The organism is Micromonospora avicenniae, assembly GCF_900156065.1.
In the GTDB taxonomy this organism is placed as follows: domain Bacteria; phylum Actinomycetota; class Actinomycetes; order Mycobacteriales; family Micromonosporaceae; genus Micromonospora; species Micromonospora avicenniae.
Genome location: NZ_FTNF01000013.1, coordinates 1 through 14,743, shown reverse-complemented (window position 1 = coordinate 14,743; position 14,743 = coordinate 1). Strand labels below are relative to the sequence as shown.

Annotated in this window: 13 protein-coding genes and 1 pseudogene; 10 read left to right on the top strand and 4 right to left on the bottom strand. The window is 69.7% G+C overall.

Annotation, left to right across the window (positions count from 1 at the left end; genetic code table 11):
* The first annotated feature begins 40 nt into the window (after positions 1-40).
* The 6 genes from atpA to BXA10_RS19790 all read left to right on the top strand — a co-directional run bounded on the left by atpA (position 41) and on the right by BXA10_RS19790 (position 6,272).
* Positions 41-1,690, top strand: coding sequence for a F0F1 ATP synthase subunit alpha (atpA, locus tag BXA10_RS19815; RefSeq protein ID WP_076471920.1), 1,650 nt, complete (start codon positions 41-43; stop codon positions 1,688-1,690).
* 9 nt (positions 1,691-1,699) lie between these two features.
* Positions 1,700-2,629, top strand: a complete 930-nt coding sequence (locus tag BXA10_RS19810; protein WP_076471918.1) for a F0F1 ATP synthase subunit gamma — start codon at positions 1,700-1,702, stop codon at positions 2,627-2,629.
* Complete coding sequence (atpD, locus tag BXA10_RS19805; protein ID WP_076471916.1) at positions 2,629-4,065, top strand: F0F1 ATP synthase subunit beta; 1,437 nt, start codon at positions 2,629-2,631, stop codon at positions 4,063-4,065. Before BXA10_RS19810 ends, atpD begins: the two co-directional genes overlap by 1 nt.
* 226 nt (positions 4,066-4,291) lie before the next feature.
* Positions 4,292-5,431 carry an LCP family protein gene (locus BXA10_RS19800; RefSeq protein WP_076471913.1) on the top strand — a complete coding sequence of 380 codons (1,140 nt, stop codon included), beginning with the start codon at positions 4,292-4,294 and terminating at the stop codon, positions 5,429-5,431.
* Between the two features lie 88 nt (positions 5,432-5,519).
* Positions 5,520-5,804, top strand: a complete 285-nt coding sequence (locus BXA10_RS19795; RefSeq protein ID WP_076471911.1) for a F0F1 ATP synthase subunit epsilon — start codon at positions 5,520-5,522, stop codon at positions 5,802-5,804.
* 12 nt (positions 5,805-5,816) lie between these two features.
* Positions 5,817-6,272, top strand: coding sequence for a DUF2550 domain-containing protein (locus tag BXA10_RS19790; protein WP_076471908.1), 456 nt, complete (start codon positions 5,817-5,819; stop codon positions 6,270-6,272).
* A gap of 144 nt (positions 6,273-6,416) precedes the next feature.
* On the opposite strand, the gene BXA10_RS19785 is transcribed toward BXA10_RS19790, so the two are convergent.
* Positions 6,417-6,830, bottom strand: coding sequence for a VOC family protein (locus BXA10_RS19785; RefSeq protein WP_076472244.1), 414 nt, complete (start codon positions 6,828-6,830; stop codon positions 6,417-6,419).
* Positions 6,806-7,378, bottom strand: coding sequence for a cob(I)yrinic acid a,c-diamide adenosyltransferase (locus BXA10_RS19780; protein ID WP_076471905.1), 573 nt, complete (start codon positions 7,376-7,378; stop codon positions 6,806-6,808). Before BXA10_RS19780 ends, BXA10_RS19785 begins: the two co-directional genes overlap by 25 nt.
* Here BXA10_RS19780 and murA point away from each other — a divergent pair.
* Together murA and BXA10_RS19770 are read left to right on the top strand one after the other, a co-directional pair.
* Positions 7,377-8,816: a UDP-N-acetylglucosamine 1-carboxyvinyltransferase gene (gene murA / locus BXA10_RS19775; RefSeq protein WP_076471904.1), complete on the top strand. Its 1,440-nt coding sequence runs from the start codon at positions 7,377-7,379 to the stop codon at positions 8,814-8,816. The two genes, BXA10_RS19780 and murA, sit on opposite strands and share 2 nt — an antisense overlap.
* Before the next feature lie 78 nt (positions 8,817-8,894).
* Entirely contained in the window at positions 8,895-9,743 is an 849-nt protein-coding gene (locus BXA10_RS19770; RefSeq protein ID WP_076471903.1) for a 3-hydroxyacyl-CoA dehydrogenase family protein, read from the top strand.
* 72 nt (positions 9,744-9,815) lie between these two features.
* Here BXA10_RS19770 and BXA10_RS19765 read toward each other — a convergent pair whose 3' ends face one another.
* Together BXA10_RS19765 and BXA10_RS19760 are read right to left on the bottom strand one after the other, a co-directional pair.
* The gene (locus BXA10_RS19765; protein WP_076471902.1) at positions 9,816-10,661 is read right to left on the bottom strand and encodes an ABC transporter permease; all 846 of its coding nucleotides are present in this window, start codon (positions 10,659-10,661) and stop codon (positions 9,816-9,818) included.
* On the bottom strand, positions 10,658-11,506 hold the full coding sequence (locus BXA10_RS19760; protein ID WP_076471901.1) for an ABC transporter ATP-binding protein: 849 nt from the start codon (positions 11,504-11,506) through the stop codon (positions 10,658-10,660). Before BXA10_RS19760 ends, BXA10_RS19765 begins: the two co-directional genes overlap by 4 nt.
* Positions 11,507-11,657: 151 nt before the next feature.
* Between BXA10_RS19760 and BXA10_RS19755 the strand changes: the two genes are divergently transcribed.
* Entirely contained in the window at positions 11,658-13,664 is a 2,007-nt protein-coding gene (locus BXA10_RS19755; RefSeq protein ID WP_076471900.1) for a protein meaA, read from the top strand.
* A gap of 858 nt (positions 13,665-14,522) precedes the next feature.
* Positions 14,523-14,743, top strand: a pseudogene (locus BXA10_RS19750) (hypothetical protein); the annotation flags it as partial.

Genomic DNA, 14,743 nt, shown 5'->3' with positions numbered 1-14,743 from the left:
ACTAGGTATCCCGGGCCCCTGATACATAAGGAAGCAGAGGATGGCCGAGCTGACCATCTCGACGGACGAGATCCGCGGCGCCCTGGAGCGCTACGTCTCCTCCTACTCGACCGACGTCTCCCGCGAGGAGGTCGGCACCGTCGCGGACGCAGGTGACGGTATCGCCCACGTCGAGGGACTGCCCTCGACCATGACCAACGAGCTCCTGGAGTTCGAGGACGGCACGCTCGGCGTGGCGCTGAACCTCGACGTCCGGGACATCGGCGTCGTCGTTCTCGGCGACTACGCCGGTATCGAGGAGGGGCAGCGCGTCAAGCGCACGGAGCGAGTGCTCTCCGTGCCGGTCGGCGACGCCTTCCTCGGCCGGGTGGTCAACGCGCTCGGCCAGCCGATCGACGGCCTCGGTGACATCGCCAACGAGGGCTACCGCGAGCTGGAGCTGCAGGCTCCGAACGTGATGGCCCGGCAGTCGGTGTTCGAGCCGCTGCAGACCGGCATCAAGGCCGTCGACGCCATGACCCCGATCGGCCGCGGCCAGCGTCAGCTGATCATCGGCGACCGGAAGACCGGCAAGACCACCGTCGCGCTGGACGCGATCCTCAACCAGCGGGAGAACTGGCGCTCCGGCGACCCGACGAAGCAGGTCCGCTGCATCTACGTCGCCATCGGCCAGAAGGCCTCCACGATCGCCTCGATCAAGGGCCTCCTGGAGGAGGCGGGCGCGATGGAGTTCACCACCATCGTCGCCTCGCCGGCGTCCGACCCGGCCGGCTTCAAGTACCTCGCCCCGTACACCGGCTCCTCCATCGGGCAGCACTGGATGTACGGCGGCAAGCACGTCCTGATCGTCTTCGACGACCTGAGCAAGCAGGCCGAGGCGTACCGGGCCGTGTCGCTGCTGCTGCGTCGCCCGCCGGGCCGTGAGGCGTACCCGGGTGACGTCTTCTACCTGCACTCCCGTCTGCTGGAGCGCTGCGCGAAGCTCTCCGACGAGCTGGGCGGCGGCTCGATGACCGGTCTGCCGATCATCGAGACGAAGGCGAACGACATCTCCGCCTTCATCCCGACCAACGTCATCTCGATCACCGACGGCCAGATCTTCCTCGAGACGGACCTGTTCAACCAGGGCGTCCGGCCGGCCATCAACGTCGGCACCTCGGTCTCCCGGGTCGGTGGCGCCGCGCAGGTCAAGCCGATGAAGAAGGTCGCCGGCTCGCTCCGGCTCAACCTGGCCCAGTACCGCGAGCTGGAGGCGTTCGCCGCCTTCGCCTCCGACCTGGACCGGGCCTCCCGGGCCCAGCTGGACCGCGGCGCCCGCCTGGTCGAGCTGCTCAAGCAGCCGAACTACTCGCCGTTCCCGGTGCAGGAGCAGGTCGTCTCGGTCTGGGCCGGCACCGAGGGCAAGCTGGACGACGTCCCGGTGGGCGAGATCCGGCGCTTCGAGTCGGAGTTCCTGCAGTACCTGCGGCACAAGCACGCGGGTGTGCTGGCGGCGATCGCCGACAACAAGTGGGACGACGACATCATCGGCTCGCTGGACTCGGCCATCACCGAGTTCAAGCAGGTCTTCCTGGCCAAGGAGGACGAGCGTCCGATCAACGAGGCCCCGGCCGCGCCGCTGGAGGGCGAGGAGAACCGCGAGACGGTTACCCGCTACCGCGACAGCGCGACCGACCGGCCGGCGGAGTAGGGCTGACTCATGGCGGCCCAGGTACGCGTTCTTCGTCAGCGGATCCGCTCCGCTAAGGGGATGAAGAAGATCACCAAGGCGATGGAGCTCGTGGCGACGAGCCGGATCGCCAAGGCCCAGGCGCGGGTGGAGGCGTCCCTGCCGTACGCCCAGGCCATCACCGGCGTGCTCACTGCGCTGGCGTCCAACGCGCGGATCGACCACCCGCTGCTCACCCCGCGTGAGCGGGTGCGGCGGGCGGGCGTCCTGCTGGTGACCGCCGACCGGGGCCTGGCCGGCGGTTACAGCTCCAACGCGATCAGGACGGCGGAGTCTCTGCTCGCCCGGCTCGCAGCTGAGGGCAAGGAGCCTGTGCTCTACGTCATCGGTCGCAAGGGCGTCAGCTACTACCGGTTCCGCAACCGGCCGATCGAGGCGAACTGGACCGGCTTCTCGGAGCAGCCGTCGTTCGCGGACGCCCGCGCGGTGGGGGAGACGCTGATCAAGGCGTTCTCGGCCGGTGCGGACGACGTGGACGGCGGCGCCGGGGCGGACGGGGTGCTCGGCATCGACGAGTTGCACATCGTCTACACCGAGTTCCACTCCCTGATGACCCAGAACCCGGTCGCGAAGATCATCGGGCCGATGCAGGTCGAGGACCGTCCGCGGTCCGAGGGTCTGCTCCCGGCGTACGAGTTCGAGCCGGAGGCGGAGGCACTGCTCGACGCGCTGCTGCCGAAGTACATCAACACGCGGATCTACGCGGCGTTGATCGAGTCGGCGGCGAGTGAGTCGGCGGCCCGGCGTCGGGCCATGAAGGCGGCCACCGACAACGCCGAAGAGATGATCGAGAAGTACACGCGTGAGATGAACTCGGCCCGCCAGGCCGGGATCACCCAGGAGATCAGCGAGATCGTCGGCGGCGCGAACGCGCTGGCCGCGTCGGGAAGTGAAGTGTGATGACTGCCCCAGTAGAGACCAAGACGGCCACCGGTCGCGTGGTCCGGGTCATCGGCCCGGTCGTCGACGCCGAGTTCCCGCGCGACGCCATGCCTGACCTGTTCAACGCCCTGCACGTGGACGTGACGCTCTCCGGCGGTGAGAAGACGCTGACCCTGGAGGTCGCCCAGCACCTGGGTGACAACCTGGTCCGCGCCATCTCGATGCAGCCGACCGACGGCCTGGTCCGTGGCACGGTGGTGCGTGACACCGGGTCGCCGATCACCGTTCCGGTCGGTGACGGCGTCAAGGGTCACGTGTTCAACGCGATCGGCGAGGTCCTCAACCTCACCGAGGGTGAGACGCTCCAGGCGGACGACCACTGGGGCATCCACCGCAAGGCACCGGCCTTCGCCGACCTGGAGCCGAAGACCGAGATGCTGGAGACCGGCATCAAGGTGATCGACCTGCTCGCCCCGTACGTCAAGGGCGGCAAGATCGGCCTGTTCGGCGGTGCCGGCGTGGGCAAGACCGTGCTCATCCAGGAGATGATCACTCGTGTCGCCCGCAACTTCGGTGGTACGTCGGTCTTCGCCGGCGTGGGTGAGCGGACCCGTGAGGGCAACGACCTCATCGCCGAGATGACCGAGTCGGGCGTCATCGACAAGACCGCGCTGGTCTACGGCCAGATGGACGAGCCGCCGGGCACCCGGCTGCGGGTCGCCCTCTCCGCGCTGACCATGGCGGAGTACTTCCGCGACGTCAAGAAGCAGGAGGTGCTGCTCTTCATCGACAACATCTTCCGCTTCACCCAGGCCGGCTCCGAGGTTTCCACGCTGCTCGGCCGCATGCCGAGCGCGGTGGGTTACCAGCCGACCCTGGCCGACGAGATGGGCGAGCTCCAGGAGCGGATCACCTCCGTCCGGGGCCAGGCCATCACCTCGATGCAGGCGATCTACGTGCCCGCCGACGACTACACCGACCCGGCGCCGGCCACCACGTTCGCCCACCTGGACGCGACCACCAACCTGGAGCGGTCGATCTCCGACAAGGGCATCTACCCGGCCGTGGACCCGCTGGCGTCCTCGTCCCGGATCCTCGCCCCGGAGTTCGTCGGCCAGGAGCACTTCGCGGTGGCCACCGAGGTGAAGCGGATCCTGCAGCGCTACAAGGACCTGCAGGACATCATCGCCATCCTCGGTATCGAGGAGCTCTCCGAGGAAGACAAGGTGACGGTCGGCCGGGCTCGCCGGATCGAGCGCTTCCTGTCGCAGAACACCTACGCCGCGGAGCAGTTCACCGGCGTGCCGGGCTCGACGGTCCCGATCAAGGAGACCATCGAGGCGTTCCGCAAGATCAGCGAGGGTGAGTACGACCACTTCCCTGAGCAGGCGTTCTTCATGTGCGGCGGGTTGGATGACCTGGAGCGCAAGGCAGAGGAACTGATGAAGAGCTGACTCAGCTCTGACGAAAAAGGCCGCCCCGGCAATGCCGGGGCGGCCTTTTGTTCACCTTCGGCCTGTACGGTCCCCACTGCTCCGTTCCTCGCTTTCGGCGAAGGCGCAGATGCGAGGTAGCGTTCATCGCACCTTCACACCTGGTCAACGTGGATCGGTGCAACCTTTTCGAGGACGCGCGCCGTCTTCAGGTTCAAGGGAAGCGGCGTGATGAACGGAGACAGTTGTGGCGAAGGCCGGTAAGAACGGCCGGAAGCGGTCCACCTGGCGGGGCATCCCGCGCTGGGCGCGGATCTGCACCATCTTCGGCACCGTGCTGATGGTGCTCAGCGGGACTGCCCTGGTCGGCACCGCCGCGCTCAAGGCCCGGTACGAGGGGGCCGTCGGCAAGGCCGACCTCTTCGGCGATGAGGCAGCCGGCGCCGCCGCTCCGCCCAAGAGCGACATCAAGGGGCCGCTCAACATCCTGCTGGTGGGCATCGACCCGCGCAATCCGAAGACGCCGCCGCTCGCTGACTCGATCATGGTGCTGCACGTGCCCGCCACGATGGACCGCGCCTATCTCTTCTCGCTGCCGCGCGACCTCTACGTCGACATCCCCGCGTTCCCGAAGGCCGACTTCCCCGGTGAGACCACGAAGTTGAACGCCGCGATGTCGTTCGGCAGCCGGGTGCCGGGGCAGAACCCGGACGCCGCCCGCGGCTTCGAACTGCTGGCGACCACGGTGCAGGAGATCACCGGCATCAAGCGGTTCGACGCGGGTGCGATCGTCAACTTCACCGGCTTCCAGAAGATCGTCGACGCGATGGGCGGCGTCGACATGTACATCGAGCGCGAGGTGCGCTCCGAACACCTCAAGCCGGATGGCACGCACCGACAGGGCAACCCGAACGGTGAGGGCTACATCGGGCCGCAGGCGGTTTACACCAAGGGCAACCACCACCTCAACGGTTGGCAGGCGCTGGACTACGTCCGGCAGCGCTACCCGAAGAACGGCGTGCCGGACGCGGACTACGGCCGGCAGCGTCACCAGCAGCAGTTCATCAAGGCGATGGTGGGGCAGGCGTTCAGCGCCGACGTGGTGACCAACCCGATCAAGCTGGACCGGGTGATCCGCGCGGGCGGCCAATCGCTGATCTTCAACGGCCGGGGTCACAGCGTGCTGGACTTCGCTCTCGCGCTGAAGGACATCCGCCCCAACACGATCCAGATGATCAAGCTGCCCGGAGGTCCCGTCTTCAACGGCAAGACGTACAAGGGGGAGAAGTTCCAGGCCGGCGTGGACGACTTCTTCACCGCGCTGCATGACGAGCAGCTCGACGCGTTCCTTCTCGAGCACCCCAGTTTTCAGAACAAGAACAAGTAGCTGCGGCACGTCTCTCGCCACCCGCGTTGGGTAAGCGGTGGTGGCAGGACTAGAATTTGCCCATTCCGCCGCCCAGCAAGGAGACAGCGTGGCACAGCAGCTTCACGTCGAGCTCGTAGCCGTCGAGGAGAGGGTCTGGTCCGGCGAGGCCGAGATGGTCGTCGCCCGGACGACCGAGGGCGAGCTCGGCGTACTGCCGGGGCACGCGCCGCTGCTCGGCCAGCTCGCCGAGCCCGGTCAGGTGCGGATCAAGCTCGCCGGTGGCGAGCAGGTGTCGTACGAGGTGGCCGGCGGCTTCCTCTCCGTGAGCGCCGAAGGCGTCACGGTCCTCGCCGAGAGCGCCACCCCGGCCTCCACCGCACAGGGTCGCTGACCAGCACCGCCGATGGAGATCGTCGAGGGAATCGGAATCGGAATCGCCGTCGTCCTCGGCGCTCTCCTGATCCTCTTCGCTCGGCGGGCCCTGTTCACCCGTAGCGGTGGCACCATCCGGCTCAGTGTCCGGGTCTCCACCTTGCTCGACGGCCGTGGCTGGTCGCCCGGTTTCGGCAGGTTCGTCGGGGACGAGCTGCGCTGGTACCGCTTGTTCAGCTTCGCTCTGCGTCCCAAGCGGGTGCTCTACCGCGACGGGCTCGTGGTGGAGCGGCGGCGGCTGCCGGAGGGGCAGGAGCGCTTCTCCATGCCCGCCGACTGGGTGATTCTCCGGTGTACCAGTCACCACGCTCCGGTCGAGATCGCCATGGCACGGTCGACCGTGACCGGCTTCCTCTCCTGGCTCGAGGCCGCCCCACCCGGGGCGGTCTCGTCGCGTCTGGCCGCCCAGGACTGGCCCGCGGCCTGAGCCGTCTTCGCTGGTCACCGTTGGGGTTTCCGGGGAGCCCACCCGGCTCCGGGCGGTCAGGCTTGATCCCTGCGCCGGGCGGGCTCCCCGGAAACCCTCGCCGGGGGCTGTGCGCCGTTCAGGCGCTGTTTCGATCAACTGCCGTTACCTGGTGGCGACCAGTTCTACCTCGTAGCCTTGGCCGTCGGTGAGGTAGCCGGCGTACGACTGCGGGCCGCCGGCGTGGGGATGCCGGTCCGGGAAGAGCAACGTCCAGCCGTACGCCGGCGCCGCCGCGACCAGCCGGTCCACGGCGGTTGGCGGGCCCGCGTGGAAGGCGAGATGGTTCAGGCCGGGAGCAAGCCGGTCGTGCCGCCGCCCGCTCATCGCCGGGGACTCCTCCAGTACGAGGTACGTCTCGCCGAGCCGCCAGGAGCGGCCGGCCGGCCACTCCTGGAAGATTTCCCAGCCCAACTCGCCGAGAAGCCAGCCCCAGGAATGTTCAGCGGCGGCCAGATCGGGGACCCACACCTCGACGTGGTGCAGGCCGCCGGTCAGCGCTTCCCGCCCGGAACCCAGAGCACATCTCCGGCTGGATTCGCCGCTCTTGACAGGATAAAGAGCAAATCGGAGAGCCGGTTGAGATACTTTGCCGGAAGAGCACTGGTCCGCTCCGGGTCGTGGCTGACCAGCGCCCACGCCGCACGCTCGGCGCGCCGGGCGACGGTCCGCGCCACGTGCAGCAGTGCCGCACCCGCGGTGCCGCCGGGGAGGACGAAGGAGTCGAGTTTGCTCAGGCGCGCGTTGAACTCGTCGCACCAGCCCTCGAGGCGCTCGACGTACTCCTCGGTGACGCGCAACGGCGGATACTTCGGCTCCGGCTCGACGGGAGTGGCCAGGTCGGCGCCCACGTCGAAGAGGTCGTTCTGGATCGACCCGAGCACCGCCCGAACCTCGTCAGCGAGCTCACCGAGGGCGAGTGCGACGCCTATCGACGCGTTGCACTCGTCGACATCGGCGTACGCGGCGATCCGCGGATCGGTCTTCGGCACCTGCTCGTTGTTGTTCAGCCTGGTCGTGCCGGCGTCGCCGGCCCTGGTGTAGATGCGCGTGAGGTGGACGGCCATGACGCACAGCCTACGGATACCGGACCTGACGATTCCGGTGCGGCCGGGCGCGCCCGGGTGGCCGGCCACCGTCGGTCCCGGAGACGCGGGTGATACCGCGGTCAACGACGTCGACGTCATCCGGGTGCGCGGCGGTGCCCGGCTGGCCGGGACGGTGCACGTGGTCGGGGCGAAGAACTCGGCGCTGAAGCTGATGGCCGCCGCGCTGCTCGCCCCGGGGCGCAGTGTGATCACCAACGTTCCGCGGATCACCGACATCGCGATCATGGGCGAGGTGCTGCGGCGGCTCGGCTGTGACGTCCGGTTCGACGCGGACGACCCGGTGGATCCGATGGTGGCGCGGGGCGGGGTGGCCCGGTCCCGGTCGGTGACCATCGACGTGCCCGAGCAGCTGGGCACCGACGCCGACTACGACCTGGTCCGCCGGCTGCGCGCGTCCATCTGCGTGCTCGGGCCGTTGCTGGCCCGCCAGGGCTACGTACGGGTGGCCCACCCGGGCGGCGACGCCATCGGCTCGCGCGGGCTCGACATGCACATCTCCGGCCTGACCCGGATGGGCGCCGAGATCTCCGGCGAGCACGGCTTCGTCATCGCCGCCGCGCCGCACGGCCTGCACGGCGCGGAGATCATGCTGGACTTCCCCAGCGTGGGCGCCACGGAGAACCTGGTGATGGCCGCGGTGCTGGCCCGCGGCGCCACCGTGATCGACAACGCGGCCCGCGAGCCGGAGATCGTGGACATCTGCACCATGCTGCGGGAGATGGGCGCGCAGATCTCCGGCGCCGGCACGTCCACCCTGCACATCGAAGGCGTACCCACGCTGCGGCCGGCGCGGCACGCCACCGTCGGCGATCGCATCGTCGCGGGCACCTGGGCGTTCGGTGCCGCCATGACCCGCGGCGACGTGACGGTGACCGGGGCGGACCCGGCCTTTCTCGAGGTCGCGCTCGACAAGCTCGTCGCCGCGGGCGGTCTGGTGGAGACGCGGGCGGACGCGTTCCGGATCCGCATGGACGACCGGCCCTACGCGGTGGACGTGGTGACGCTGCCCTTTCCCGGGTTCGCCACCGACCTGCTGCCGATGGCGATCGGACTGGCCGCGGTGAGCGACGGCGCCTCCCTGATCACCGAGAACATCTTCGACGGGCGCTTCATGTTCGCCAACGAGATGATGCGGCTCGGCGCGGACATCAAGACCGACGGCCACCACGCGGTCGTACGCGGCCGCGAGTACCTCTCCGGTGCGCCGGTGCGGGCCACCGACATCCGAGCCGGGGCCGGACTGATCATCGCCGGGCTCTGCGCGGACGGGATCACCGAGGTCTCCCACGTGCACCACGTCGACCGCGGTTACCCGGACTTCGTCGCCGACCTGCGGGCCCTGGGCGTCGAGGTCGAGCGCGGCACCGCGCCCGAGGAACCGGACCTCACCATCTGAGCGCAACCGGCTTAGCCATCGTTCAGCGTCGCCGACTAGGGTGCTGGCAAGCACTCAATCAGGCGAGGGAGAGAGCAGATGGCGGGTCGACTCGCGGTCGTCGGGGCCGGGCTGATGGGTTCCGGCATCGCCCAGGTGGCGGCGCAGGCGGGCTGGCAGGTGACCCTCCGGGACCTGGACGACGCGGCCACGAAGCGGGGCGTCGACGGCATCCGGAAGTCGCTGGAGAAGTTCGCCGAGAAGGGCAAGATCGAGGCGGCCGAGGTCGAGGCGACGCTGGGCCGGATCACCCCCACCACAGACCTGGAGGCGGCCGCCGACGCGGACATCGTGGTCGAGGCGGTCTTCGAGCGGATCGAGATCAAGCACGAGGTGTTCCGGGCGCTGGACAAGATCTGCAAGTCGGACGCCGTTCTCGCCACCAACACCTCCGCCATCCCGGTCACCCAGATCGCGGCGGTCACCGAGCGCCCCGAGTCGGTCGTCGGTACCCACTTCTTCTCGCCGGTGCCGATGATGAAGCTCTGCGAGCTGGTCCGGGGTTACAAGACCAGCGACGCCACGCTCGCCACCGTCCGGGCCTTCGCCGAGGAGATCGGCAAGACGGTGGTCGTGGTCAACCGGGACATCGCCGGCTTCGTCACCACCCGGTTGATCGCCGCGCTCGTGGTCGAGGCGGTCAAGCTGGTCGAGTCCGGCGTCATCTCGGCCGAGGACCTGGACACCGCCTGCAAGCTGGGCTTCGGTCACGCGATGGGTCCGCTGGCCACCACCGACCTGACCGGCGCAGACGTGCTGCTGCACGCCGCGAAGAACATCTACGCCGACACCGCCGACGAGAAGTTCTTCCCGCCGGAGCTGCTCCAGCGCATGGTCACCGCCGGCGACCTGGGCCGAAAGACCGGCAAGGGCTTCTACACGTACTGACGGGAACCTGCGGCAGGCTCCGGTGGCGGGCTCCCCGGTCCGGGAGCGCCACCGGCGCCCGGCGGGCCTGGGTCAGCCGTCGCGGCGGCTGGTCCAGCGGAAGGTGGTCAGGCAGAGCACCAGGCCGATCACGCACCAGGCGCCGAGGACGAGCGCGACCCTGCCGAGCTCGAACGAGCCGCCCGCCTCCTGCGCCCCGAAGCCGTCCGGCAGGAAGACCGAGCGCAGCCCCTGACACATCCACTTCAGCGGGAAGAGCGCGGCCACCTGCTGCATCCAACCGGGCAGCTCGGTGAAGACGAAGAACACCCCGGAGATGAACTGGAGCACCAGCGCCAGCGGGGTCACCACGGCCGAGCCGCTGCGCGCGGTGCGGGCCAGCGACGAGATGGCGATGCCGCAGAGCGTGCAGGCGGTCACGCCGAGCACCGCCACCCAGACGAAGGTGAGCCAGCGCCCGGCGGTGGCCGGCAGGTCGAGGTCGAAGAAGGCGGCCGAGACGGCGAGCAGCAGCAGCGTCTCCACCACGCCGATCGCCACCACCATGACCACCTTGCCGGCGAAGTAGACCCACTTCGGCATCGGCGTGCCCCGGTAGCGCTTCAGTACCCCGCGGTCCCGCTCGATGGGGATCCAGATGCCGAGGTTCTGGAAGCTGACAGTCATCAGACCGGTGGCGATCATGCCGGTGATGAAGTACTGGGTGTAGCTGACCCCGGGGGCGATCTCGTCGTTGAAGATCGCCGCGAAGATCAGGATCATGATCACCGGGAAGCCCATCGTGAAGACGACGGACTCCCGGCTGCGCAGGAACTGGGTGATCTCCAGCCGGCCCTGCCGGAGCCCCAGCGCGACCGCACCGGGCCTTCGGGCCGGAGAGGTGGCGATCGGGGCCGCCGGCTTCGTGGTGGTGCTCATCGGTGTCCGATCATCGTGAGGTAGGCGTCTTCCAGGGTTGGTCGGGTCACGGTCAGGCCCGGCACCTCACCGCCGAAGCGCTCGGCCAGCTCCGCCACCAGCGCCGTCGGCGTCGCGCTCTGGGCGCTCTCCACCGCGCCCGCCGGGGTACGCCAGGAGACGGTCGCCAGGGCCGCCTGCCGGTTGCCGAGCTGCTCGGGCGTGGCCACCTCCACCAGCCGGCCGCCGGCGATCACGCCCACCCGGTCGGCCAGCGCCTCGGCCTCGTCGAGGTAGTGGGTGGTGAGCACGATCGTGGTGCCGGCCGCGGCCAGGTCGCGGATCAGCTCCCAGAACTCCCGGCGCGCCTCCGGGTCGAAGCCGGTCGTCGGCTCGTCCAGGAAGAGCAGCTCGGGGCGGCCGACGATGCCCAGCGCCACGTCGAGGCGGCGCTTCTGCCCGCCGGAGAGGGTGTGCGTACGGGCCCGTGCCTTGTCGGCGAGCCCGACCCGCTCGATCACCTTCGCCGGGTCCTCGGCGTCCGGATAGAAGCCGGCGAAGTGCCGCACCACCTCGCCCACGGTCAGCGCGTCGAACTCGCCGGTGCCCTGGAGCACGATGCCGACCCGGGATCGCCAGTCGCCGGCCGGTGCGGCCGGGTCGCTGCCCAGCACGCGTACCTCGCCCGCGTCGCGCCGGCGGTAGCCCTCCAGGATCTCCACCGTGGTGGTCTTGCCCGCCCCGTTCGGGCCGAGTAACGCGAACACCTCGCCCCGGTGGACGTCGAGGTCCACGCCGGCCACCGCGACGTTGTCGCCGTACGCCTTGCGCAGCCCCCGCACGGAGATCGCCAGCTCGTCATCCATGCCCTCAAGTGTGCTGCGTGGCCCCGGTCGTAGGCAGGGCGGGGTGTGGTGGTCGGAGCCACGTCACGTCGTCCGTGCCCGGGTGTCCTCGACATGGACGTGTGTGGTTTTCCACAGCCCGTTTTACTGAACGGTAACTTAGACTCCCGCCATGGACGAGAAGGGTCTACCTGGCCGGTTGCCCGAGCGTGACCGTCCCTGGGTGATGCGCACGTACGCCGGGCACAGCTCGGCCGCCGCGACCAACGCCCTCTTCCGCCGCAACCTGGCCAAGGGGCAGACCGGCCTGTCGGTCGCCTTCGATCTGCCGACCCAGACCGGGTACGACCCGGACCACGAGCTTGCCGTCGGCGAGGTGGGCCGCGTCGGTGTCCCCGTCGCCCACCTCGGCGACATGCGGGCCCTCTTCGACGGCATCCCGCTCGCCGAGATGAACACCTCGATGACCATCAACGCGCCGGCGATGTGGCTGCTTGCCCTCTACGGCACGGTGGCCACGGAGCAGGGCTGGACCGCCTCGATGCTCTCCGGCACCACCCAGAACGACATCATCAAGGAGTACCTCTCCCGGGGGACGTACATCTTCCCGCCGGCAGCGTCCCTACGGCTCACCGCCGACCTCGTCGCCCACACCCTCGAGACGATGCCGAGATGGAACCCGGTCAACATCTGCTCGTACCACCTCCAGGAGGCGGGCGCGACGCCCGTGCAGGAGGTCGGCTTCGCCCTGGCCACCGCGGTCGCCGTACTCGACGCGGTCCGCGACTGCGGCCAGGTGCCCGCCGAGCGGATGGGCGACGTGGTGCAGCGCATCTCGTTCTTCGTCAACGCCGGAGTGCGCTTCGTCGAGGAGGTCGCCAAGATGCGGGCCTTCTGCGCGCTGTGGGACGAGATCACCCGCGACCGGTACGACGTGACCGACCCGAAGCAGCGCCGGTTCCGCTACGGGGTGCAGGTCAACTCGCTGGGCCTGACCGAGGCGCAACCGGAGAACAACGTCCAGCGGATCGTGCTGGAGATGCTCGGCGTCACGCTGTCCCGGGATGCGCGGGCCCGCGCGGTGCAGCTGCCCGCCTGGAACGAGGCGCTCGGTCTGCCCCGTCCGTGGGACCAGCAATGGTCGCTGCGGATGCAACAGGTGCTCGCGTACGAGTCGGACCTGCTCGAGTATCCGGACCTCTTCGCGGGCTCGCACGTGATGACCGCGCTGGTCGGCGAGATCGTCGCCGGAGCGCGGGCCGAGCTGGACAAGGTGCTGGAGATGGGGGGCGTGGTCGCCGCGGTCGAGACCGGTTACCTGAAGAGCGCCCTGGTCGCCTCGTTGGCCAAGCGGCGACGCCGGATCGAGGCCGGCTCGGACGTGGTGGTGGGCGTCAACCGGTTCACCGAGACCGAGCCCTCGCCGTTGACCGCGACCGGTGCCGAGGCGATCGAACAGATCGACCCGGCGGTCGAGGCGGACGCGGCGATCGCCGTAAGCCGCTGGCGGGCCGATCGTGACCCGGCGGCGGTCGACGCGGCGCTGGCCCGGCTGCGGGCCGACGCGGCTACCACGACGAACCTGATGCCGGCGACGATGGCGTGTGTACGGGCCGGCGTGACCACGGGGGAGTGGGCGGGCGCGCTGCGCCGGGTCTTCGGCGAGTACCGGGCACCCACCGGCCTGACCGGAGCCGCCGGAGCGGGCGCGGATCCCGGACTCTCCGCGGTCCGGCAGCGGGTCGCCGCGACCGCCCGCGAGTTGGGCGTCGGCCGGCTGCGGCTACTGGTCGGCAAACCGGGACTCGACGGGCACTCCAACGGCGCCGAACAGATCGCCGTACGCGCCCGTGACGCCGGCTTCGAGGTGATCTACCAGGGAATCCGGCTGACCGCCGGGCAGATCGTCGCGGCCGCGGTGGAGGAGGACGTCGACCTGGTCGGGCTCTCCGTCCTCTCCGGCTCACACCTCGCGGCGGTGCCGGCCGTGCTCGACGGTCTGCGCGACGCCGGGCGGGGCGACCTGCCGGTGGTGGTCGGCGGCATCATCCCGGCCCCCGACGCGGAGCAGCTACGGGCCGCCGGGGTGGCCCGGGTCTTCACCCCGAGGGACTTCGCCCTCACCGGCGTCGTGGACGAACTGGTCACCGTGATCCGGGAGGCGAACGGGCTGGCCTGAGCTCGCACTCGTACTCGACAGTCGAAGTTCGTCGTCCGTCAGTGCTCGTCGTAGGTGATGCAGTCGGCCAGGTCGTTGTCCGGGCCGACCCGGATGGCCGGGGCGCACACTCAGCCCCGACCACGCCCGCTGCCCCACCTTCGTGCAGCTGCCGGTCCTTGCCGGCGTGGCCGACCTGACCGCCCAGGTCGGCGCCTGTCAGCGGGCCGACTGCCAGCACAACGACCAGCTCCCGATCGTGATGGCAAAGGCGTGGGGACGCCCCCCCGATGGTTGATCGACTCGGGTTCCTTGATGTCGGGGTGTCCGAGACGCTCGGATGCCCCGACTTCATGGATGTCGAGTTGACCATGCGTCGGGTGGGGGTGGCTGGGCGGTCGTGTCCGGTTCGTGCCCGGGGCGGGATGGCCGGATCCGCCCCGTTGGGTGGTTTGGTGGGGTTCTGGGTGTGACCGGTGGCATCCTCGGGCCGGAATCGTGGCCGGGCCGCCGGCGTTGAACACCCCCTGACGGCCGAGGTAGCAGCCCGCCCGGTGGTGTATCCGCCGGGTATGGCAAGGCCCCCGGGAATGACGGTGGCCCGCGGTCGTTGAACACGGTTCGCGCCGCACGACCCCCGGCCCCGTGTCACAGCGGCAAGCCCGGCAAGCCCCGGGAATGATGGCGGCCTGCGGGTCGTTGAACACGGTCCCGGCGCGGTGAAGCCTCCCCGCCTCACCCCGGGACACCCGCCCCCCGTGAACACCCCCCCGGTGTTTCACGGGTGCCCACAGACTTCCCCCCTTGCTTTCGAAGCGCCGGTTCGTGGCGCTGACCCACCCCCCTTGGTGGGTCATCACCCCTGAAGGAGCTTTGATCATGAACACGATCATGCGGAAGAGCATTCTCGGTATCGCTGGTCTCGCGTTCGCCGGTGGCATCGCCGGCGGCCCGATCGCCGCCCACGCCGCCACCCCGGCGGTGGACGCCAAGCCCGTCGCGGTCGTGCAGTCGGACAAGAAGCCGGCCGTGGACACCGCGAAGCTGATCCCCCACGGCACCCAGGGCACCCAGTCGCACATCGCCCTGGACGACGAGCA